Origin of the sequence: Tistrella mobilis (genome assembly GCF_041468085.1) — a bacterium.
Taxonomy (GTDB): Bacteria; Pseudomonadota; Alphaproteobacteria; order Tistrellales; family Tistrellaceae; genus Tistrella; species Tistrella mobilis_A.
Genome location: NZ_CP121017.1, coordinates 3,885,521 through 3,907,744 on the forward strand (window position 1 = coordinate 3,885,521; position 22,224 = coordinate 3,907,744).

General features: G+C 67.1%; 20 protein-coding genes. 6 read left to right on the forward strand and 14 right to left on the reverse strand.

The features are described from left to right. The first annotated feature begins 127 nt into the window (after window positions 1-127). The 3 genes from P7L68_RS23090 (at window position 128) to P7L68_RS23100 (ending at window position 3,143) form a co-directional block, all read left to right on the forward strand. Window positions 128-1,708, forward strand: coding sequence for a D-alanyl-D-alanine carboxypeptidase (locus P7L68_RS23090; RefSeq protein WP_372002035.1), 1,581 nt, complete (start codon window positions 128-130; stop codon window positions 1,706-1,708). A 206-nt stretch (window positions 1,709-1,914) separates the two neighbouring features. Further along, window positions 1,915-2,070 (forward strand): hypothetical protein, encoded by a 156-nt coding sequence (locus tag P7L68_RS23095; RefSeq protein ID WP_372002037.1) that lies wholly within the window; start codon window positions 1,915-1,917, stop codon window positions 2,068-2,070. A gap of 53 nt (window positions 2,071-2,123) precedes the next feature. After that, window positions 2,124-3,143: a PfkB family carbohydrate kinase gene (locus P7L68_RS23100; protein ID WP_372002039.1), complete on the forward strand. Its 1,020-nt coding sequence runs from the start codon at window positions 2,124-2,126 to the stop codon at window positions 3,141-3,143. A 16-nt stretch (window positions 3,144-3,159) separates the two neighbouring features. On the opposite strand, the gene P7L68_RS23105 is transcribed toward P7L68_RS23100, so the two are convergent. Then, on the reverse strand, window positions 3,160-4,584 hold the full coding sequence (locus tag P7L68_RS23105) for a methyl-accepting chemotaxis protein (RefSeq protein WP_372002041.1): 1,425 nt from the start codon (window positions 4,582-4,584) through the stop codon (window positions 3,160-3,162). A gap of 294 nt (window positions 4,585-4,878) precedes the next feature. Here P7L68_RS23105 and P7L68_RS23110 point away from each other — a divergent pair, with 294 nt between their 5' ends. Continuing rightward, window positions 4,879-5,559 carry a TerC family protein gene (locus P7L68_RS23110; RefSeq protein ID WP_372002042.1) on the forward strand — a complete coding sequence of 227 codons (681 nt, stop codon included), beginning with the start codon at window positions 4,879-4,881 and terminating at the stop codon, window positions 5,557-5,559. Window positions 5,560-5,645: 86 nt separating this feature from the next. On the opposite strand, the gene pgmG is transcribed toward P7L68_RS23110, so the two are convergent. From pgmG to P7L68_RS23175, 13 genes are all read right to left on the reverse strand, one after another. Then, on the reverse strand, window positions 5,646-7,055 hold the full coding sequence (gene pgmG, locus P7L68_RS23115) for a phosphoglucomutase/phosphomannomutase PgmG (RefSeq protein WP_372002044.1): 1,410 nt from the start codon (window positions 7,053-7,055) through the stop codon (window positions 5,646-5,648). A 64-nt stretch (window positions 7,056-7,119) separates the two neighbouring features. Continuing rightward, the gene (locus P7L68_RS23120) at window positions 7,120-8,439 is read right to left on the reverse strand and encodes a UDP-glucose/GDP-mannose dehydrogenase family protein (RefSeq protein ID WP_372002046.1); all 1,320 of its coding nucleotides are present in this window, start codon (window positions 8,437-8,439) and stop codon (window positions 7,120-7,122) included. 99 nt (window positions 8,440-8,538) lie between these two features. Continuing rightward, a complete protein-coding gene (gene galU / locus P7L68_RS23125; protein WP_372002048.1) occupies window positions 8,539-9,438 on the reverse strand; it encodes a UTP--glucose-1-phosphate uridylyltransferase GalU in 900 nt (299 codons plus the stop codon). 350 nt (window positions 9,439-9,788) lie between these two features. Then, window positions 9,789-10,571 (reverse strand): molecular chaperone DnaJ, encoded by a 783-nt coding sequence (locus P7L68_RS23130; protein WP_372002050.1) that lies wholly within the window; start codon window positions 10,569-10,571, stop codon window positions 9,789-9,791. Window positions 10,572-10,592: 21 nt separating this feature from the next. Continuing rightward, window positions 10,593-11,321 carry a VWA domain-containing protein gene (locus tag P7L68_RS23135; RefSeq protein ID WP_372002052.1) on the reverse strand — a complete coding sequence of 243 codons (729 nt, stop codon included), beginning with the start codon at window positions 11,319-11,321 and terminating at the stop codon, window positions 10,593-10,595. Window positions 11,322-11,430: 109 nt separating this feature from the next. Then, window positions 11,431-12,267 (reverse strand): division plane positioning ATPase MipZ, encoded by an 837-nt coding sequence (locus P7L68_RS23140; RefSeq protein WP_014744093.1) that lies wholly within the window; start codon window positions 12,265-12,267, stop codon window positions 11,431-11,433. Window positions 12,268-13,115: 848 nt separating this feature from the next. Further along, the gene (locus P7L68_RS23145) at window positions 13,116-13,871 is read right to left on the reverse strand and encodes a Phenylacetic acid catabolic protein (protein WP_372002054.1); all 756 of its coding nucleotides are present in this window, start codon (window positions 13,869-13,871) and stop codon (window positions 13,116-13,118) included. Window positions 13,872-13,965: 94 nt separating this feature from the next. Then, the gene (locus tag P7L68_RS23150; protein WP_372002056.1) at window positions 13,966-14,406 is read right to left on the reverse strand and encodes a PaaI family thioesterase; all 441 of its coding nucleotides are present in this window, start codon (window positions 14,404-14,406) and stop codon (window positions 13,966-13,968) included. A gap of 40 nt (window positions 14,407-14,446) precedes the next feature. Next, on the reverse strand, window positions 14,447-15,673 hold the full coding sequence (locus P7L68_RS23155; protein ID WP_372002058.1) for a radical SAM protein: 1,227 nt from the start codon (window positions 15,671-15,673) through the stop codon (window positions 14,447-14,449). A gap of 466 nt (window positions 15,674-16,139) precedes the next feature. Further along, a complete protein-coding gene (locus P7L68_RS23160; protein ID WP_372002059.1) occupies window positions 16,140-17,561 on the reverse strand; it encodes an amidase in 1,422 nt (473 codons plus the stop codon). Between the two features lie 89 nt (window positions 17,562-17,650). Next, window positions 17,651-18,037, reverse strand: coding sequence for an OsmC family protein (locus P7L68_RS23165; RefSeq protein WP_372002061.1), 387 nt, complete (start codon window positions 18,035-18,037; stop codon window positions 17,651-17,653). 123 nt (window positions 18,038-18,160) lie between these two features. Further along, window positions 18,161-18,952, reverse strand: coding sequence for an aldolase (locus P7L68_RS23170; RefSeq protein WP_372002062.1), 792 nt, complete (start codon window positions 18,950-18,952; stop codon window positions 18,161-18,163). 36 nt (window positions 18,953-18,988) lie between these two features. After that, a complete protein-coding gene (locus P7L68_RS23175; RefSeq protein ID WP_298650616.1) occupies window positions 18,989-19,420 on the reverse strand; it encodes a SufE family protein in 432 nt (143 codons plus the stop codon). Between the two features lie 202 nt (window positions 19,421-19,622). Between P7L68_RS23175 and katG the strand changes: the two genes are divergently transcribed. Next, window positions 19,623-21,776, forward strand: coding sequence for a catalase/peroxidase HPI (gene katG / locus P7L68_RS23180; protein WP_372006931.1), 2,154 nt, complete (start codon window positions 19,623-19,625; stop codon window positions 21,774-21,776). A gap of 93 nt (window positions 21,777-21,869) precedes the next feature. Further along, window positions 21,870-22,217: a thermonuclease family protein gene (locus P7L68_RS23185; RefSeq protein WP_372002064.1), complete on the forward strand. Its 348-nt coding sequence runs from the start codon at window positions 21,870-21,872 to the stop codon at window positions 22,215-22,217. Window positions 22,218-22,224 lie beyond the last annotated feature (7 nt).

Genomic DNA, 22,224 nt, shown 5'->3' on the forward strand with positions numbered 1-22,224 from the left:
GAGCGACCGGCCGACGGGAGGCCGGGCCTTCTGCCTGCAGGACAAGGTCGGGATCCGGGGCGCGGAGATCAATGGTTCCAGCCCGGCCGGGATGCACGGCCGGGCGAAAACGACGGGGACGGACGCTATGATATTCGGTCGCAACAGCCGGCTGCGGATTGCCCTGCCCGACGGATGCGCCCGGTCTGGCGCGTCCGCCCGCGGGTCCGCCGCCCTGCCCGCATCCGGCCTGGTCCGGCTGATGATGGTGCTGCTGGTGGCGCTGATCGCCGGCACCGGCTTCGCCCGCACGGCTGCCGCCGGCTATGCCGCATTGATCGTCGAGGCAGAGACCGGCCGCGTGCTCTATGCGAAGAACGCCGACGTGCGCAACTACCCGGCGTCGCTCACCAAGATGATGACGCTGTACATGACCTTCGAGGCGCTGAAGGCAAAGCGGCTGACCATGGACCAGGCGCTGCCGGTCTCGGCCCGCGCGGCCGGCATGGCGCCCACCAAGCTGGGCCTGCGCGCCGGCCAGACCATCAAGGTCGAGGATGCGATCTATGGCCTGATCACCAAATCGGCCAATGACGCGGCCGTGGTGCTGGCCGAGGCTCTGGGCGGCAGTGAAATCGCCTTCGCCCGGATGATGACCGCCAAGGCCCGCAAGCTGGGGATGGACAAGACCACGTTCCAGAACGCCAACGGCCTGCCCAACCGGCACCAGTTTTCCACCGCCCGCGACATGGCGACGCTGGCCGTGCACCTGATGAACGACTTCCCCCGGGAATACGCGATGTTCTCGACCAAGTCGTACAACTACAAAGGGCAGCCGCTTCGCAACCACAACCGGATGCTCAGCTCCTATACCGGCACGGACGGGATCAAGACCGGCTACACCCGCGCCTCGGGCTTCAACATCGTGGTCTCGGCCGTGCGCAACGACCACCGCCTGATCGGTGTCATCTTCGGCGGGTCCAGCGCCGCATCCCGCGACCAGACGGTTGCCGGGCTTCTGGACAAGGCCTTCGTGCGTCTCGCGGCGGAAAGCCCGGCCGAACGGCAGCGCGCCATCGCCCAGGCGCGCGCCCGCGGGGAGCTGCAGATCGCCAGGCTGGACCGTGATCTGGATGATATCGGCGGAGCCTCGGTCAAGGTCGCCTCGATCAGCGCCGCCCAGATCGCCGCCGCCGAGCGTGACATGACCGGAGAGGCCGCAATCGCCGCGGTGGATGAAGACGATGCCGAGTTCGGCAATGATGCGGCACCGCAGGCCATCGTCCAGACCGCCGCACTCGACGTGCCCGCCGCAACGCCAGTCGCCGCAGCCCCAGTCGCCGCAGCACCCGTCGCAACCGCGCCAGTGGCCGCGGCCCCTGCACCGCAGCCCGTCGCCCAGGGCGACACCCAGTACGCCGCCATTGCGCCGAAGCCGCGGGTTTTCGATACGCAGGGCCGCTGGGGCATTCAGTTCGGCGCCTTCGGTCGCGTCGATGCAGCCCAGGGGCTGGTGACCCGCGCCCAGGATCTGCTGCCGGCTGATCTGCGCGCCGGTGCTCAGACGGCCGTGGAGCCGCATTCGGTCGGCGGCCGTTACATCTATCGTGCCCGCATGATGGGCTTCGAGGGCGAGCGCCCGGCCCGCCAGGCCTGCGCCTTGCTCGACAAGCGCGGCATCGCCTGCATTCTGGTGCCGCCGATCACGGCGCTGTCGGCCGCCGGCTGATCCATCTGCATCTTCACACGCAGGGGCGCCCGCCTTCCGGCCGGGCGCCTTTTTCATGGAGGATGCCGGGTTTCATGGGGTGCGTCGAGCCGGATACAGCGAGCCGCCCGCCCCTTGACCGGCGCAGCGGCAGACGCCACCCTTGACCCCTCATTCACGCCCGCCGGCCCCGCCCGGAGGGCACCGGCCGACGGGACCCGCATCGCATGAAAACCTATCTGATCGTCATGGCCCCGGTGCTGCTCGGCATCCTGTTGCTGGGGCTTTCGGTGGGGGCGGTCGACTGGCTGTCGGTGATCGTGGTCGTGGCGATCATGACCGTGCTCTTCGCCTTCACCATGTGGTACCGGCCCCGCCGCTGAGGCTTATACGCCGCTCGGATACATACCTCGCCGACCTGCGGAGACCATGTCCCGTGAACACTCCCTCCGCCACTCCGAAGGGCCAGCGGCCAGATGGCCGTGTGCTGGTTTTCGGTTCGGTCAATCAGGATCTGGTGCTCGCCTGCCGGCATCTGCCGGCGGCAGGGGAAACCGTGGCCGCGGGCGATCCCCTGCAATTGCCGGGCGGCAAGGGCGGCAATCAGGCTTTCGCCGCAGCCCGCGCCGGCGCCCGCACCTCCCTGGTCGCCGCAGTCGGCGATGATGCGGCGGCAGATACGGCCCTTGCCGGCCTTGCTGCTGCCGGCTGCGACATCTCGGGCGTGATCCGCACACACCGCCCCACCGGTCTCGCCATCGTCGCCGTGGGACCGCGCCGGGCGGGTGATGACCGCACCGACAACCAGATCATCGTCTCCCCCGGCGCCAATGACGACCTGGACGATATGGCGGTGGAGGGCGCGCTGCTTGCAGGCGCCGTGCTGGTCACCCAGAATGAGACCCCCGCCGCTGGCATCGCCCGGCTCCAGGCCCGCGCCGCCGCATGCGGCGCCGTGGTGATCCACAACGCCGCCCCGGCCCGTGGGGCGGATGAACTGCCGCTGGCTCCGGTGGATCATCTGGTGGTGAACGAGACCGAATGGGCGGCCTTCGCTGGTGACGCCCCGGATCCCGACGCCCCCGATGCGGTCCTGGCCGCCGCCATCCGGTCCGGCCGTCGCGCCGCGGGGCTCCGCCCCGAACAGGTGGTGGTGATGACGCTGGGGGCAGCCGGCGCCCTGATTGCCGACGACACCGCACTGGTGCGCCAGCCATCGGCCCCCGTGCCGGTGGTGGACAGCACCGGGGCGGGTGATGCCTTCGTGGGCGCCTATGCGGCCGCTCTCGCCCGCGGTGCGGATGCGGCCCGGGCCCTGGCCGAAGGGGTTGCGGCCGGCGGACTTGCCTGTGCCGCACTGGGGGCACGTGCCGCAACCCCGGATATCCTGGCGATCCGGGCAGCAGCGGCGGCCCTGCCCGCCGCGCGCCACATCGCCCTCAATCGGATCGGCTGACCATCCGGCCGCCCGCTTATTCCGCCCGATAGGCCAGACGCATCGCCCCCCAATGGCGGCCGCGAATCGTGATCGGCACGGCCAGATCCTTCATCAGCGTAAACTGCCCGCCTCCCATGTCGCGACGATAGGTCTGCAGCAGGAACCGCTTGGTGCTGCGGGCCGCACGCAACCCCGTGCGGTCGTCGAACTTCCGTCGGTTGCGGGAATTGGCCGCGTTCCACATCGGATCGCGCCCCTGGGGCTTCGAGAACTTCGCATTATGGGTGGGCAGATAGCCGTTGCGATCCACAGCGGCGCAGAACACCACCCTGGGATCGATTGCCAGAACCGGTTCCTGAATCGCCGGAAGGACCCGATCACAAAGCTCGGTGAACCGGGTGGTGTACTGCACCGGATCCGATCCCGGGACCGGCCGGTAGCTTTCGTCGAACACATCCGCGATATCGATCCGCCCGGCAGCCAGTGCCGTTTCGAACGCCTCGATCGCCTGTGCCGCAGCCCGGGTTGCGGCGGCGATGAACGGTGTGTCGACGGTCTCGGCTCCGGCACCGGCCGTCAGCTCGATCAGGTTCTCGGACAGATCGAGCAGCTCCACCAGACGCGCATCGGCCTCGTCGAGCCGGGCGCGCGACTGGGCGACGCCCGTGTTCAGCTCGCGCATTTCCGCGCTGACCTGATTGCAGACGGTGGTGTTGGATGCCGCCTGGCCGGCGATACGGCCGACCTCGCCGCCGATCATGCCCACGGCATCCGCCAGCCCGTCGATGACACCGCCGATCCGCCCGGTGCCCTCACGCACATGCTCCGCCTTGCCGAGTGTCCGCCCGCTGGCATCGACCAGCGCCCTGACCTCCAGGCCCAGCTCGCCCAGGGTCTGCGAGATCTGGGCGGTGGCTTCCTGGGTGGACCGGGCGAGGCTTTTGACCTCTCCGGCCACCACGGCAAAGCCGCGGCCGGCCTCTCCGGCCCGCGCCGCTTCGATCGTGGCATTGAGGGCCAGCAGGTTTGTCTGTTTGGCGATGCCGTCGATCTGGCTTGAGACCTTGCCCACCCGGTCAAGCGCCTGGGCCAGCACATCAAGCCTGCGGGCGATGTCGGCTACGCTGCCCGTCAGCTCGCGGATCTCGTCCAGCGTCTGTGCCGCTTCGGCGCGGGAGCTGGCGGCCTGACGAGCCGCTTGCGCCGCCCGCTCATCGGCGGTCCGGGCCGCCTGATCGATCGCGCGGTTGTCTTCGGCCATGCGGTCGACCAGGCCGGTCAGTCCGCCAAGGCCGTCAGACTGGCCACGCAGGGCGCGGGTCACCTCGTCAACCTTGCCGACGATGTCGGCAATCCGCACCCCCAGCCCTCCGGCCCGATCGGCCAGCCGGGCGATCGTGTCGCTCATCGACAGGCCGTCACCACGGGCAGAGTGATCCATCATGGTCATTGTGGTCATCTATCCTCCCCAGGATTCGGCGCCCCCATACGGCTTGATGCGCTTCGCACGCATTCTTTCCGTCATGATGTCGCAACTGTACCGTTCGTGCCAGCCTGCCGGCCCGGAAGCCAAGGACCCCGGGACCAAGGTCGGGGGTGACAGAGGGGCCGGGCAGGTACCTGGCCTGTGGAGCAGGGCTTGTGAAGGCCGCCGGGCAGGCATAGAACAGGGGCGCGCGCCCCTCCCTGCACCCGAGGGACGCCCGTCTCCCGCGGCCCAAGTCGTCCGGGCCGCTGCACGAAGGTTGGGATCTTGCCCGAATTCCTCGTCTCCGCCGACGGCCTCGGCGCGCTTCTGACCGTCATCATGATCGACGTCGTGATGTCGGGCGACAATGCGGTGATCATCGGCATGGCCGCCGCCGGCCTGCCCGCAGCCCTTCGCCGCAAGGCGATCATCTACGGCATCCTGGCAGCCACGATCCTGCGCATCACTTTCGCGGCGGTCACGGTCGAACTGCTGGCGATCATCGGCCTGACGCTGGCCGGCGGCATTCTTCTGCTCTGGGTCGCCTGGAAAATGTGGCAGGAACTGCGCCACGCCCGCAGGGCTGCGGCCGCCGAAGCCGCCGCTGCGGCAACCGCCCCAGGCTCAGCCCCCGCCGATGGCGTGGACGACCTTCCGGCAGAGACGGCGGCAGCGCCCAAGACCATGCGTCAGGCGTTGACGGCCATCATCATCGCCGACGTATCGATGTCGCTCGACAACGTTTTGGCGGTGGCTGGTGCCGCGCGTCATCACATGGAGGTTCTGGTCATCGGCCTGGTGCTGTCGATCGCGCTGATGGGCCTTGCCGCGAACTATGTCGCCAAGCTGCTGGAACGCCATCACTGGCTGGCCTATGTCGGCCTCGCCATCATCAGCTATGTGGCGCTCGACATGATCTGGCGCGGCAGCAACGAGGTGATGCACGCGGCCGGCGCCGGCTTCTGACCGCCACCATCCCTGCCGACGCAAAGAAAAAGGGCCGCCCCTGACCGGGAGCGGCCCTTTCCATGTCGGATCAGGCGGCAGGCGGATCAGGCGGCGAGAGCCGCCGGCACCTCGACGCCGGCCGCCGTCAGCACCCGGGCCAGCTCACCCTTCAGCGCCGCCAGCCGGGCATCATCGGCCGCCTCGGCCCGGGCCACCAGCACCGCCTGGGTGTTGGAGGCGCGCAGCAGCCACCAGCCGCCGTCGACCTTCACACGCACACCGTCGGTCCGGTCGACCAGGGCACCCTCGGCGGCAAGTGTCGCGGCAATCTCGGTGACCACCTGGAACTTGCGATCGTCGGCGCAGGGGATGCGGATCTCGGGCGTGTTGACCATGTCGGGCAGGCCATCGCGGATGGCGGTGATGCTCTCGCCCGTGGTCGCCAGCTGGTCCAGCAGGCGGACGGCGGCATAGAGCGCGTCGTCATAGCCGTAATAGCCATCGGCGAAGAAGACATGGCCGCTCATCTCGCCGGCGAGCGGGCTTGCCGTCTCCTTCATCTTGGTCTTGATCAGCGAATGGCCGGTCTTCCACATCACCGGCGTGCCGCCCAGACGGGCGATCTCGTCGAACAGGGCCTGGCTCGCCTTCACGTCGGCGATGATGGTCGCGCCGGGGATGCGGTCGATGATCGGGCGGGCCAGGATCATCAGCAGCTGATCGCCCCAGAGGATACGCCCCTTGCCGTCGACCACGCCGATGCGGTCGCCGTCGCCGTCGAAGGCGATGCCCAGATCGGCACCTTCCTCGGCCACCTTCGCGATCAGATCGACCAGGGTGTGCGGCTCGGTCGGGTCGGGGTGATGGTTCGGGAAGGTGCCGTCGATATCGGCATAGAGCAGCACATGGCGGCCGGGAAGGTTGCGCACCACCATGGTCAGCGCCTCACCCGCGGCGCCGTTGCCGGCATCCCAGACCACCACGGGTTCGCGGGCGACCGTCTTGAACAGCCCCTCGGTCAGCCGGGCGACATAGGCCGACAGCACATCGGGCGCATCATTGTCGGCCCCCGTCGCCGGTGCCGGCAGAAGCCCGCCCTCGGCCGCGATCCGGCCCATCTCGCGGATATCTTCTCCGAAGAAGGGCTTGCCGAGCATGACCATCTTGAAACCGTTCTGGTCCGGCGGATTGTGCGAGCCGGTAACCATGATGCCGCCGTCGACGCCACGGGTCTGGGCGGCGTAGTAGAGCATCGGGGTGGGGCCCAGACCCACACGGATCACATCGACGCCGCCTTCGGTCAGCCCGCGCACCAGCGCCGCTTCCAGGTCGGGCGAGCTTACCCGGCCATCACGACCGACGGCGGCGGACGCGCCGCCGCGGGCCTTCAGCATATAGGCGAAGACCCGCCCGATGGCATAGGCGTCCTCGGTCCCCAGGGTCTCGCCGATGATGCCGCGGATGTCGTATTCGCGCAGCACGGTCGGATGGAAGCGGTGGACGAGCTTGGTCACGAACGGCCTCTCAGGGTCGGTTGGAAGAATGGCTCGGGGGGGTAGAATGGCAGCAGCAACCGGTTCAGCCAAGGCCCGGGGCCGGGCGGCCGATCGAGCTGTAGTCGAAGCCGCGGGCGGCCATCTCTTCCGGCTTGTAGACATTGCGCAGATCGACCATCACCGGAGCCTTCATCACCGCCTTCACCCGATCAAGATCAAGGGCGCGGAACTGGTTCCATTCGGTGACCAGCACGGCGACATCGGCTCCGGTGACGGCATCATAGGCATCCTCGGCCCAGACCACACGGTCGAGCAGGCGGCGCGCCTCGGTCATGCCCTCGGGATCATAGGCCCGGACGGTGGCGCCGGCGCGGGTCAGGGCCGGCACGATGTCCAGGCTCGGCGCCTCGCGCATGTCGTCGGTATTGGGCTTGAAGGTCAGGCCCAGCACACCCACGGTCTTGCCGGCAAGGCTGCCGCCGGCGGCCGCGATCACCCGGTCGGCCATGCGGCGCTTGCGGGCCTCGTTGGAGACGACGACCTGCTCCACCAGCGAGAGCGGCGCGTTGTATTCCTGGGCCGTCGAGACCAGGGCGCGGGTGTCCTTGGGAAAGCAGGATCCGCCGAAGCCCGGGCCGGCATGCAGGAACTTGCGACCGATGCGACCGTCCAGGCCGATGCCGCGGGCGATATCCTGTACGTTTGCGCCCACCTTCTCGCACAGATCCGCCACCTCGTTGATGAAGGTGATCTTGGTGGCGAGGAAGGCGTTGGCCGCATATTTGATCAGCTCGGCGCTCTCGATCGTGGTGTGGACGATCGGCGTCTCCATCAGGAAGAGCGGCCGGTAGAGCTCGGTCATCATTTCGCGCGCCCGCGCCGTCTCGGTCCCCACCACCACGCGGTCGGGGTGCATGAAGTCTTCGATCGCCGAACCTTCCCGAAGGAATTCCGGGTTCGAGGCCACATCGAAGGACAGATCCGGGCGGGTTTCGGCCAGAAGGGCCTTCACCTTGGCACCTGTGCCGACCGGCACGGTAGACTTGGTCACCACCAGCCGGTAGCCGTCGGCAGCCATGGCCACCTGGCGCACGGCCTCGAAAACATAGCTGAGATCGGCATGGCCGTCACCGCGGCGACTGGGCGTGCCGACCGCGATGAACACGACCTCTGCATCGCGTACCGCCTGGGCCAGATCGGCGGTGAAACCCAGATGGCCCGAGCGCACATTGCGGGCGACCAGATCGTCGAGCCCGGGCTCGTAAATCGGGATCTCACCACCGAGCAGCCGCTCAATCTTCGGCCGGTCATGGTCGACACAGACGACCGAATGGCCGAATTCGGAGAAGCAGGTGCCCGACACGAGGCCGACATAGCCCGTGCCGATCATCGCGACGCGCATGGAAGTCAATTCCTTTGCCAGTGAGCGCGAACGGCGCGCAGGGCCCCCGATCCCGTCCCGAAAAACGTGACCGCGGGCCCTGCGCGCCGAACTATAGCCTTACTGGGCGGCGTCGCGGTAGGCCGAAAGGCGCTCGGCCAGGAAGTCCTTCACCTGGTCGCGCAGATCGACGCGAGCCAGCGAGAAGGCGATATTGGCCTGGATGAAACCGGCCTTATCGCCGCAATCGAAGCGTTCGCCGTCGAAGCGCACCGCATGGAAGGGGTGGCTTTCGACCATGGCGCGGATCGCGTCGGTCAGCTGGATCTCGCCACCCGAACCGCGCTCGTGGCGGCCCAGATGATCGAAGATCTCAGGCTGCAGGATGTAGCGGCCGATCACCGCGGTGCGCGACGGCGCCTCGTCGGATTTCGGCTTCTCCACCATGCCCCGGGCGGTGACCAGACGGCCATCGTCCTGAGCGATGTCGATGATGCCATAGCGGGAAGTATGCTCGGGCGAGACATCCATCGCGGCCACGACATTGCCACCCTTCTGCTCGTAGACCTCGACCATCTGGCTGAGGCACGGGCGGTCGGCAAGCACCAGATCGTCCGCCAGCAGCACGGCAAAAGGCTCGTTGCCGACAAGATGGCGGGCGCACCACACGGCATGGCCCAGGCCCATCGGCTCCTGCTGACGGGTATAGGACACGTTGCCAGCCTTCGGCAGCCAGCGACGCAGCTGGGTCAGCTGGTCGTGCTTGCCGCGCTCCTGCAACGTCCACTCCAGTTCAAAAGACTGGTCGAAATGGTCTTCAATGGCGGTCTTGTTCCGGCCGGTGACGAAGATCAGCTCTTCGATGCCGGCGGCGCGCGCTTCTTCCACAGCGTACTGGATCAGCGGCTTGTCGACGACCGGCAGCATTTCCTTGGGCATGGCCTTCGTGGCCGGAAGGAAGCGCGTGCCCAGGCCACCGACGGGGAAGACGGCTTTGCGAACGGGCTTGGTGTTGCTCATGGACCTAATCGCTGGATCGAATTCTTGAGGCGTTCTTCGGAACGATCGTCCGACCGGTCACGTGTCATTCGATATCGCGGCCCATGCTGCCCACATGGTCCGCAGCGGATGCACGGCACTTCCTCGCCTCGGGCAGGCGTGCCGTCGATCCGCCGATCGACCCGACATATATTGCATCGCAGCAGAACACGATGCGACGCCTTTTTTGACCTGCCCCCATTTTGTCACCAGAGGCAATCATACGGCATCAAAGGTCACATGTCTGACCGACGAACGGCACAACTTATAGCCTTGAACGGCCGCCAACGCAAATGAGGCCCTGAGCGCAGGGGGCGACGGCCGCGTTCAGATCATGCGCGCGAACGCGATCCGAGAAGGCGGTCACGGGCTGCATTTACCCGCGCCGCAAGCGCTGCACTGCCCCCATGATCGGGATGAACCCGGGCCATCATCCGCCGCCAGGCGGCGGTGATTTCGGCGGCCCCTGCACCGGGCTCCACCCCCAGGATGGCGCACGCCTCGGCCTCGGACAGCTCGTCCGCAACCCCGGCATCGGCCCGGGCCCCGCCATTGCCCGCAGGTTGGTCGGACCAGCCCGGCCCATAGGTCCGTTCCCCCCAGTTTTCCAGCAGGCGGGCACCGTCGACATCCTCCACCCGCAAGCGTCGCAGCAGCGCGGTGAGGGTATCGACATCCAGTTCCTCAAGGTCGCGCCCCCGCTCCGGCCCGTCGAGCACCACGCCCGACATCATGCCGGTATCGGGATCGAGCGTCATGCGCAGGCTGCGGGTCTCGATCGTACGCGGACGGCTGCGGGCTGTACCAGCCGCCCCCAGACCGGATGCAGATCCGGCCCGCTGATTCCGGGCTCTGCGCAACAGGTGCCAGACCGGCATCAGCCCAAGGGCCGTGCGGGCCAGGCGCGCGGCCAGTGGCAGGGCGGCCGCCACCACGGCAGCCACGGCCGGCCATTTGCCGGTCACGGCAAGCAGCACGGCAGCGATCGCCGCCATCACCACCAGCCCCCACAGGCCGGCACGCTTCAGCACAGCCCGATCCAGCCGTCCAAGACGTCCACCCAGGATCAGGGCGGCGATCAGGCTGGCGAGACCGGCAAGAAGGGCCCAGATCACACGCTCATCCCCATCATGCGCTCAACGCCCGCCCATGCGCCCGACCAGCAGACGCAGGGCCGCAGGGTCGGCCCGACCGGGACGATCCAGGGCGGCCGGGCCGTGGGTCGCCACCGCGGCAACCGCGCCCAGCAGGGCCCGCAGGCGGTCGGGGGCAGCCGGATCGAAGGGCAGCAGCGCGCCGCCGGTGATCCGGGCGATATGCCCGAAGGCGGCGGCGACCTCGGGATTGCGCCCTTCCTGGAACATGAAGGCCCGCACCCCGAGCATGGCCAGGTCTGCCGCCCCCGCCTCCAGCGCCGCCATCGGTTCCTCCACGGCATCTCCCACGAAGATCAGCCCGCGGACGGGGACAGCCCGCGCTTCGGCCACGGCATGGACGAGGACACGGGCCAGCTGGGTCCGGCCCGCCCGACAATCGATCCGCGACATCACGCGCGCCAGCGCCAGTGCGTCGCCGGCCCATCGGCTGGCGCGGCATTCATCGATGCCCCGGTAATAGACCAGCTGGACCGTAAGCCCGCCATCACCGGCGACACGGAACATCTCTCCCTGCAACCCCTGGGCAAGATCCCAACCGGGCTGTCGGCTCTGGGTCGCATCCATTGCCAGAATCAGGCGCGCCGCGGCACCGCCGGAGGCAGCCGGTCGGGCCGGCACGCTTCGCCGCGCCTCGGCCAGAAAGCCTTCGACCTCGGCAGAGGTGGCCGGCGGGCGCGCGGAGCCGCCAGGACGAAGGTCTCGGGTCATGCCGGTCTCCCGCAGGTCTTACGGCGCATGAAGCGGATCTCCACACGCTCGTTTCCTACATGGGGAGTCAGAGCGCCGCGGAAAGGGGCCGTATGCAGAGAGGCGGGGCTCAGAGGATCAGGTCGCGGCCGTCCAGCATCGGCAGACGCAGGGCCTCGATCAGGCCGCGCACCTCGTGCCGGGCGGCGATGTGCGACATGGAGAGCGAGATGTTCGCATCCACGTCACGCAGGTCGAGCATGGTGAGCCCGCGCAGGAACAGCTCGCGATAGATGACCCGATCGCCGAAACCCGGTGCGACGCGGAAGCCGACCCGGCGCGACAGCTGCTCCACCACCCGGCTCATATCGCGCTTGTTCCGGCTTTCCGTCGACGACAGGCGATTGCGCATGACCACCCAGTCGATGGTGCCGCGATCGCGGATCGCACGGGTCTTCTTCTCGTTCCAGACCATCTCGGCATAGACGCTGGGGCCCAACACCTTCAGCGTTTCCGGGTCCACCCGGGCCAGCACGTCCAGATCGATGAAGCTGTCATTGATCGGGGTGATCAGGGTGTCGGCGAAGGAATGGGCCAGGCGGGCGAGAAAGTGGTCACTGCCGGGGCTGTCGATGATGACGACGTCGTTGTCGCGGGCCAGACGCGCGAGGGCGCCGACGAAGGCCTCCCGCTCATCCGCCTCCATCTCGGCCCGGCTCGGCTTGTCGGATCGCGGGATGACCGCGCTTTCCGGCACCGGCATCCAGGCCTGCTGCTCACGGGCGAAAGCGGCACGATTCTCGATATAGCGGCTGATGGTGCGCTGGCGGCTGTCGATATCGATCACACCCACCTTCTGGCCAAGCTTCATCAGCCCCACTGCCAGATGCATGGCCGTGGTCGACTTGCCGGAGCCACCCTTCTCGTTGCCCAGCACGATGATATGCGCAGGGATCTGACCGCCCATGCCTCGCTTCCCCTCAGCCCGCGCGAACCCGGTCCTTCCGGCCGCCTCCGCCCCGTCCGGACGTCATCATGACCTGAAACGTCCTGCCCCAGAAGAGGCCGCCGCACGATAGCCGGGTGAGACGGCGGGTCAAGCGCGCGTTGGCCGCATCGTTCAGGAAAATCCCTGCCCTGACAGAGGAATATGGCGGGCCGGGCGGCAGCAGCCGGCACCGACAAAGAAACGGCCGGCGGATCACATGATCCGACCGGCCGTAAAGTCGACAGTGTGGAGAGGTAACCGAAGAGCCTAAGCAGAAGATGGATGAAGAGGCACCAAAACTTCGAGAGTCGATCCGGGTTGAGGGTCGAGCGGAAAGCACTCACCCCCGCTTCAAGCACTCCGTCCGTGCCCTCAACCCGGCCAGTCCTGCCTTTCGGAAGGACATTCAGTCTCGTGAAGCCGTCCCTTCGAGGTGATTAGACCAACTTTACTTCCGTCGGTCAAATCTTTTTTTCGCCCTCTTGGTTTTGATACCATTTCGTCTTCATAAGACCAGCAGGCGACACATCGAATACTGATGATGCGCTGTGCATCATCAGAACCCGATCGGGGCGCTCCCCGCCCCGCCACCTGCGTCGGGGATATTATTAGCAATGGCCGTGCCAAATCCCCCAAAGCCCGGAATCGCAGGGGTTTGGGTGCTACATCCGGCCCCTTGTTCCAGCCTCGGCCTCGTTTCTGCACATTTTTAAGGCGATACATGCATGTCCGACGGAGTATCGCCCATTCATTGTGCAATGCACCCTCGCAATAGCGAAGGGGCGCCGCCCTCGCAGGCGACGCCCCTTCCGATGCAGACGGACGAATCAGAGGAACTTGCGGCCCCGGGTCCAGTCGTCCGGCACGTCGAGGCCCAGTTCACGCAGCTGCGGCACGATATGGGCGCAGTAGCGCTGGCGGGCTTCCTCGTTGGTGTATTTGCGCAGGCCCCACTTCACGTAGAGCTTCGAGCGCTCGCTCTCGGAGCGGCCGAAGAGGTCGAGCATCGTCGACCACCACACACCTTCCAGCTCGGCCTGCACCAGGGCGCGACCTTCGGGCGTGGCGCAGAACTGCTTCACGATGCGGCGGCCCTGGGCGACATGGTTGTATTCGTCCATGACGATCGAGATGCACATGTCGGCGATCGGCTTGTACGAGGACTGGGCCATTTCCTCGATCATGGCCAGCACCGCGCCTTCGCCGATCATCGAGAACAGGCCGCGCTGCACCCAGTTGTCGATCTTGCGCACCGCATCGGTGCGATAGTGCTGCCGCTCCTGGAAGTGCTGATCCATCATATAGTAGACGTCGATGCCCAGATCCTTGAGCACCTCGGCACCGCGGATGAAGTGGTCGACCTCTTCGGCGGCGCGCTCGCAGCACATCTTGCGCTCATACGGATCCGGCGCCATCGGATAAAGCAACTGGGTGTAGTCGTCGGCACCGGTCAGCTCGCCCTCGGTATGGGCCCGGAGCTGATGGATGACCAGCTCCTGATACTCCTTGGGCATCTTGTAGAACTGCTCGGGCCCCTCGACGACCAGGGGGGCTTCGGCGGCGCTTGCAACGGACTCGTTCATGTCCTGTCTCCGGATTTACCTGTGATTGAGAATATGGCCACAGTTTCCCCCTGAGGCCGATCGGCTGGCGGTGCATGGCCGCCGGCTCGTTGGATCAGATCCGGGCGACCAGCCCCGTGGCGGTCGCACCGATCCGGCCCTGATCATCGACGACCGTCACCTCGACCGTGAACAGGTCGCCCTGCCGGCCGACCACCCGCCCCCGTCCCTGGAAGGGGCCGGGGCTGAGTGGTTCCGCCAGCTTGATGGCGCTTTCGAGCGTGGCACACCGCGCTCCGCCGGCCGCCAGAATGGCAGGCACGGCAAGGGCGCAATCGGCCACCCCCATGATCATGACCACGTTGATCGCCGGCCCCGCCGCCCCCGGCTCGACATGCTCGGGCCCCGGATCCGCCACCCGAGCCACCACTGCCCCATCGGGGCCGGCGGTCACCCGGATGCCGGAATGGACCAGCACATCAAGCGCGTTCAGGCGGCTGAGCACGGCATCCAGGGTTTCCCCCTCCGGACCCGCGGCCAGATCTGCAGCCGTCATACCCTCCCCTCCCCGCAAGGTGCGTCCCGCAGGATGGCGATCAGTGTCCGACACCCTGGAACTGAGCAGAGACGGGGATCGCCGGTGCATGTGGCACACGCGCCGGCACGTCACTGTTGTCCTCGGCCTCTTCCATGGGGCCGGCACGCTCCGCCTTCATCGCCTGATGCGCCACGGCATAGGGGTTGAAGGGTGTCCAGATGAACTGGTTCCAGTACCCCTCGGCGATGCCGATCCAGGTCTCCAGCATCTCGCGGCTGTCCAGGAAACGGTCCATGCTGACCATCAGCCAGGAATTGACCGCCTGGCTGTCGCGGCAGCCGTCGCAATGGCCCGAGGTGCAGCAGAACTTCACCGTCTTGAGGTCCGCCGCCCAGGTGTTGAAGAAGGGCAGCACCGGGTTGCCGTTCTCCAGCCGTTCGGCATGATCCGGATGGTCGATGCTGATCGACGGGCAGACGTCGTAGCCGAAATCGGCGCCCCAATGTGTCCGGCCGGTGATCATCGCCTCGATATAATAGGGATGGCTCAGCACCACATCCGGATAGAGCGCCTTGACCCTCAGCGCCTCGGCCAGCAGGGCATCCTGATGGGCCTGGGCGGTTGGATCGTCGGTCCCGTATTTGCTGTAGAAGTTGAACGACAGCCGGTTGCCGTTCGCCGCGATGCGCCGGACGGTCTCCTCGATGTATTCGATGCCGTCCTCGGTCAGCGCATAAACGAAATTCGCCCGCGGATCCTGGTGATAATTTTCGAGCACCGTCTCGAACAGACCGGTGAACTGCCGGCCGCTCGGCTTGATCGCGCGCAGTTCGTCATCGAGCTTGCCGCCGCCAAACAGGGTCAGCATCACGTTGACGTCCTCGAAGCCCTCCCAGGGCAGACGCCGGAGGCCGTTCGACGAGACCGTCACATAGCGCAGGTGCTTCACGAACAGCCGCAGACGATCCGGGAACAGCGTCGGCTCGCCACCGATCACCAGCGCGGCGTTCACCCGCCGGCGCTTCGTCTCGTCGATGAGGAACGTCTCCAGCGTCGCCAGGTCCTTGACCTCGCGGGTCGCGGTATCGTGGCCGTATTCGAAGAACCAGCAGCCCTTGCAGCGGATGTTGCAGGCGTTGGTCAGATGATACTCAGTGACCCTGACATTCCGGGCATGAGTCAGGATGCGGTTGAGACGGGCCCCGAGGACGGGGTCGTCCGCCGTCAGAGCCTGGACGCGCGCCACACGTTCACGCGACCGGGCCTTTCGCAGCTCGGATTTCATCGTCGTCCCCCTTTTCTCCGCCGTCGCCGGCAATGGCTGTGCCGGCCGTGCCGATGCGGCGGTTCATGTCGTCCCGATCAAAAAGGGTCGGGTGCCCCGCGCGGGTTGGGTCCGGTATCGGCCCGCTGTCGCTTTCATTGAGGGCGTCTACATCCCTGGCGTGTATTAGAGCAACTTCCAGGATGTATTCTCAACACAAAAAGCGATTGGATTTCGCATCATGAACGCAGAAGGGGAGTTGGATCTGTACACAGCCTGGCGCGTTTCATATCGCGCAACGCGCGCGCCCATCCGAAAAATCAAGAATGAGAACCGGTAATTATCTGATTTAAATACAAAAAGGCGAGGCATCCGCATGCTGGAGCGGCCCTCGCCTGATGGTCTATGAAATGGAAGAATTGCATTCCAATGCATTCAATAAACATGCAATAGAATGCAGAGTACCGACCTGCCCGGATAGGCAGTCTCAGCCCGGAACCCGAGGATCCACGGGCACTTCCCGTACAGGTGTGAAGATCGTCTCCATCCAGGATGCATGGGTCAGCAGTGCTGCCTCATCCGCCGGCCGGCCGACCAGTTGCAGACCGAAGGGCAGATCGCCCGCCATGCGTCCGGCCGGCAGCGACATCGCCGGCGTGCCGGTCAGCGTGATCGCGAAGGTGAGCGCCAGCCACGAGACATAGGTCTCGAACCGATGGCCTTCGATTTCCTCCAGCGCCCGGATGGTGTGGGGGAAGGGCGGCGTCAGCACGGTGGGGGTCAGCACCAGATCGACGCGGGAAAGCTCGTCGATCAGATCCAGCGTCATCTTCGCCCGCGCCCGCTCGGCCCGGCCCAGGGTTGCCGCATCCAACCCCAGCCCGTGTTCGATGTTCCAGACCAGGTCCGGCTTCAACCGGTCGCGATGGGTATGCAGCATGTCCTCGTGCAGGGTGGCCATCAGCCCGGCGCGCAATGCCTTGAAGGCGCTCTCTGCCTCGGCGAAGCTGGTCTTGAGCGGCACGATCTCGACCCCCTCGGCCGCCAGCCGGTCGATGGCGCGGCCGAAGGCGGCGCGCACCTCCGCCGCCACCGGCACGATGCCCAGATCGACCGAAACCGCCACCCGCCGCGGCTTGCGCGGTGCAGCCGCGGCTGCCTCGAACTGCCCCGCCCCGGCCTCACGCGACAGCGGATCGCGCGGATGAACGCCGGCCATGGCATCGAGCATCAGCCCCAGATCGGCCACATCACGCGCCATCGGCCCTTCGACCGACAGCGTCGAGAAGGGAGAAACCGAGGGGCCGTGCGGCACGCGGCCCGGCGTCGGGCGCAGGCCCACCACCCCGGTAAAGGCCGCGGGAATGCGCAGCGAGCCGCCCAGATCCGAACCCTGCGCCAGCCAGGCCGTACCGCTGGCCAGCGCCACCGCCGAGCCGCCCGATGATCCGCCGGGGGTCAGGCTGGTGTTCCACGGATTGGTGGTGGTACCGAAGACCTCGTTGAAGGTCTGGGCGCCGGCGCCGAATTCGGGCGTATTGGTCTTGGCGTAGATGATGCCGCCACGCTCTTCCAGCCGGGCAGCGACATTGTCGGACTGCGTCGGCACATTCCCGGCGAAGATCGGTGAGCCATAGGTGGTTCGGATGCCGGCGGTCGCGGTCAGATCCTTGATCGCCACCGGCAGGCCGTGCAACCGGCCGGGCTGGCGGCGGCGATCGGCGGTCGGCATCCAGTGGCGGGCGGCTGCGCGGGCCTGATCGAAGGCGCGGGTGACGACGGCGTTGACGGCGCCATCCACCGCCTCGACCCGTCGCTCCAGCGCCTCCAGCAGGTCGTTCGGGGTCACCTCGCCGCGCGCCAGCCGCGCGACCAGATCGCGGGCGGTCGCCCTGATCAGCTCGTCCATGGGAATTTCCTCAGGCATCGGTTGCAGATCCCGGCCTCTTGCGGGCCGGGTTGTCGGAGGGGCCGGTCGTCGGATCGCAACGCCCCCGATCAGGCCAGGCTGGTGGATATCGCGAGGCCGGATTTGAGCGTCAGCGTCACCGGCGTGCGCTCGGCGATATCGGCGAGGCGCGCGCGCTGATCAGCGTCGAGCGGGCCGTCGAGCGTCAGCACCCGCTCGATCCGGCCGGTGCCGTTCTCGACCAGATAGTGCAGCGCGACCCTCGCCTCGGCGAGCGGCCACTGCTTGCGCTCGGCATACATCTTGAGGGTGATCGCGGTGCAGGCACCCAGGCTCGCCAGCAGCAGGTCATAGGGCGCCGGGCCGGCATCGCCGCCGCCCAGTTTCTGCGGTTCGTCGGCAACGAGTTGATGATTGCCGGTCCGGATCGAGACGGCATAGCGTGCGGCACCGATTGCCGCCTCTGCTCTGGCCATGGGTCGGGGTCTCCTGCACGTCGGTCGGTGCCCCCATCAGACCCCCACAGGCGGCCGACTGCAAGCCGGACGGAGGTGGCGCGAGCATGCGCTCTCTCCCCCGGGCCCTCCCCCGGGCCGATCTCAATCGGCGTAGTCGGGCTCGCTGCGTGCCAGGATCCGCTTCACGCTTTCCAGATGCAGCCGGGCGCTTTCGGCATCCTCGCTGCGCATCTGGGCGGCGGTCATGGCGGCAACAGCCGCCGGCACCGGGATCAGCGGCCGGCCGGTCTGCAAAGCGCGGATCTGCACCTCGGCGGCACGCTCCAGATAATACAGATCGTCCCAGGCCTCGGCGATCGAGGGGGCGGTCACCATCACGCCATGGCTGCGCATGAACAGGATGTCGGCATCGCCCATCGCCGCGGCGATCCGGTCGCCTTCGGCCGCATCCAGCGCCAGCCCGTTATAGACCGGGTCTACCGCCGTCCGGCCGAGGAATTTGAGGGCGGTCTGCCCGGCATGAGAGAGCGGCTCGCCCTCGATCATGGTGAGCGCGGTGGCATTGGGCATATGGGTATGAAAGGCGGCGCGTGCACCCGGCTTCTTCATGTGCAGCCGGGCGTGGATGTAGAAGGCCGTCGCCTCGGGCCGGCCCTCACCCTCGACGACATTGCCGTGGAAATCGCAGACCAGCAGGCTGGAGGCGGTCACCTCGGCGAAGGCCAGGCCATAGGGGTTGACCAGGAACAGGTCATCCCGCCCGGGGACCAGCGCCGAGAAATGATTGCAGATCCCTTCGGCGAAGCCCAGCCGCGCCGCCATGCGCAGGCTGGCGGCCAGATCGATGCGTGCCTGAGCCAGCGCCGCCCGGTCGATGGAGGAATTGCGCAGCACCGCGGGTGCTGCGCCGGTGGCGGTCAGTTCATGGGCCATGATCGGGCAGCACTCCGCAAAAGGGCTTGGCGGGTATCAGGACGAGGCCTTCATGGCCCGGGCGGCGGTGTCCGAGATCCGCTGCACCATGGCGTAGAAGCCGTTGCGGCGGTTGGGGCTCAGATGCCGGTCCAGGCCGATGCGGTTGAAGATGTCGTTGATGTCGGTGGCGATGATCCGGTCGGCGGTCTCGCCGGAATAGGCGGTCATCAGCACCGCGATCAGCCCGCGGACGATCTGGCTGTCGCTGTCGGCGCGATAGCGGATCACCGGCGGATTGCCCGGCTCCACCTCGCTCAGCAGCCAGACCTGGCTCATGCAGCCTTCGACCTTGCTCTCTGGCGTACGTTCGGCTTCGGGCAGATCCGGCAGCTTGCGACCCAGATCGATCAGATAGGCGTAGCGCTCCTCCCAGTCGTCGAACAGGGAGAAGTTCTCGATCAGCTCTTCCGTCGCGGCATTGGCCATGGGGCACAGGTCTCCGGACCGGTCTCGGGTGAGGTGCGGTGGGCAACATATCGAGCCGGGCGGGAGAAGCGCAAGACGGCGGTCATCCGATCCCACAATTCGGCTCGTACATCCGTCATTCGGGCGCCATATGCTTCTTCTTCATCAACATCAACAAGACCAGCCCGACAGCGGAGCACGGCAGGAGGACGACGTGAACGACATGAACCCTCAAGGCGGCAAATGCCCCGTCATGCATGGCGGCAATACCACCGCCGACAGTTCGGTGACGGCCTGGTGGCCCAAATCGCTGAAGCTGGAGATCCTGTCCCAGCACGACAGCAAGACCAACCCGCTCGGCCGCGGCTACAGCTATCGCGAGGCGCTGAAGACGCTGGATTTCGAGGCGCTGAAGCAGGATATGCGGGCGCTGATGACCGACAGCCAGCCCTGGTGGCCGGCCGATTGGGGCCATTACGGCGGGCTGATGATCCGCCTGTCCTGGCATGCCGCCGGCAGCTACCGCATCTCCGATGGCCGCGGCGGCGGCGGCACCGGCAACCAGCGCTTCGCGCCGCTGAACAGCTGGCCGGACAATGTCAGCCTCGACAAGGCGCGGCGCCTGCTCTGGCCGATCAAGAAGAAATACGGCAACAGGGTCAGCTGGGCCGATCTGATCGTGCTGGCCGGCACCGTCGCCTACGAGACCATGGGCCTCAAGACCTTCGGCTTCGCCTTCGGCCGCGAGGATATCTGGCATCCGGAACTCGATGTCTATTGGGGCCCCGAGACCACCTGGCTCGGGCGGGAGCGCTATGCGAGCGAGGCCGAAAGCTCGCTTGAGAACCCGCTCGCGGCGGTCCAGATGGGGCTGATCTATGTGAACCCGGAAGGCGTCGCCGGCCAGCCCGACCCGCTGAGGACCGCCCAGGCGATCCGCGAGACCTTCGCCCGCATGGCGATGAACGACGAGGAAACCGTGGCGCTGACCGCCGGCGGTCATACCGTCGGCAAGACCCATGGCAATGGCGATGCCGGCCTGCTCGGCCCCGAGCCCGAGGGCGCACCGGTCGAGGCGCAGGGCCTGGGCTGGGCCAATCCCACCGGCCGCGGCATGGGCCGCGACACGATCACCAGCGGCATCGAGGGCGCCTGGACCACCCATCCGACCCGCTGGGACAACGGCTACTTCCACATGCTGTTCAACCACGAGTGGGAGTTGCGCAAGAGCCCGGCCGGTGCCTGGCAGTGGGAGCCGGTCAATATCCGCGAGGAAGACAAGCCGGTCGATGTCGAGGACCCCTCGATCCGCTGCATGCCGATCATGACCGACGCCGACATGGCGATGATCAAAGACCCGGCCTATCGCGCGATTTCCGAGAAGTTCTACGCCGACCAGGCATATTTCTCCGAAGTCTTCGCCCGCGCCTGGTTCAAGCTCACCCATCGCGACATGGGCCCCAAAATCCGCTATGTCGGCCCCGACGTGCCGGCGGAAGACCTGATCTGGCAGGATCCGGTGCCGGCCGGCCCGACCGGCTGGGATGTCGACGCGGTGAAGGCCAAGATCGCCGCCGCCGGGCTCACGATCGCCGAGATGGTCAGCACCGCCTGGGACAGCGCCCGCACCTATCGCGGCTCCGACATGCGCGGCGGCGCCAATGGCGCGCGCATCCGGCTCGCCCCGCAGAAGGATTGGGAGGGCAACGAGCCGGCCCGCCTCGCCCGGGTGCTGGGCGTGCTGGGCCCGATCGCGGCGGAAAGCGGCGCCAGCCTCGCCGATATCATCGTGCTCGCCGGCAATCTCGGCGTCGAACAGGCAGCCAAGGCGGCCGGGTTCGACATCACCGTCCCCTTCCACCCCGGCCGCGGCGATGCCACCGACGAGATGACCGACGCCGACAGCTTCGCCCCGCTGGAGCCGATCCACGACGGCTACCGCAACTGGCTGAAGGCCGACTACGCCGTCAGCCCGGCCGAGCTGATGCTCGACCGCACCCAGCTCATGGGCCTGACCGCCCCTGAAATGACCGTGCTGGTCGGCGGCATGCGCGTGCTCGGCACCAATCACGGCGGCACGAAACACGGCGTCTTCACCAGCCGCGAGGGCGTGCTCTCCACCGACTTCTTCGTCACCCTGACCGACATGTCCCTGACCTGGACCCCGACCGGCGGCGGCCTCTACGACCTCCGCGACCGCGCCACCGGCACCACAAGATGGACCGCCACCGAACTGGACCTGACCTTCGGCTCAAACTCGATCCTGCGGGCCTATGCGGAACTCTATGCGCAGGACGACGCGCAGGAGAAATTCGTCACGGATTTCGTGGCGGCCTGGACGAAGGTGATGGACGCGGATCGGTTTGATCTGATGTGATTGAGCCCCAGGAAGCGCCGAGAAGCAAAGGCGAATTTCGGCGCTTCCTGGTTTTAATCAATGGTCACGTCCCGCCGAATGGTGTAACAGCGTTTGTCTGGGGATGATGTCGCAGGGCGCGACCGCTATAGGCGCGCCCTCGCCCTCTGCCAGGCGAACGGCGAGGATCTGGGCGCCCGGCTGGTGCGCGACGGGCTGGCGCTGGCCTATCGTCGCTATTCCGGCCTTTACCTCACACCGGAAGCCGACGCCCGCGGCGCGCGGTTCCTGCGCATGGGCAAGGCGGCCGCGCTCCAGGGCGGCATCGATTGCGGCATCGGTCAGGTCGGCCATGGATCGGTCTCCCGCAGGTCGGAACACGCCTCGGGCTCTCATGCGCCTGCCCCCGCACGGAATTGGCGCACGCCCGCTTGTGAGGCAATCATCACCCGCTTACACTAAAACAGGC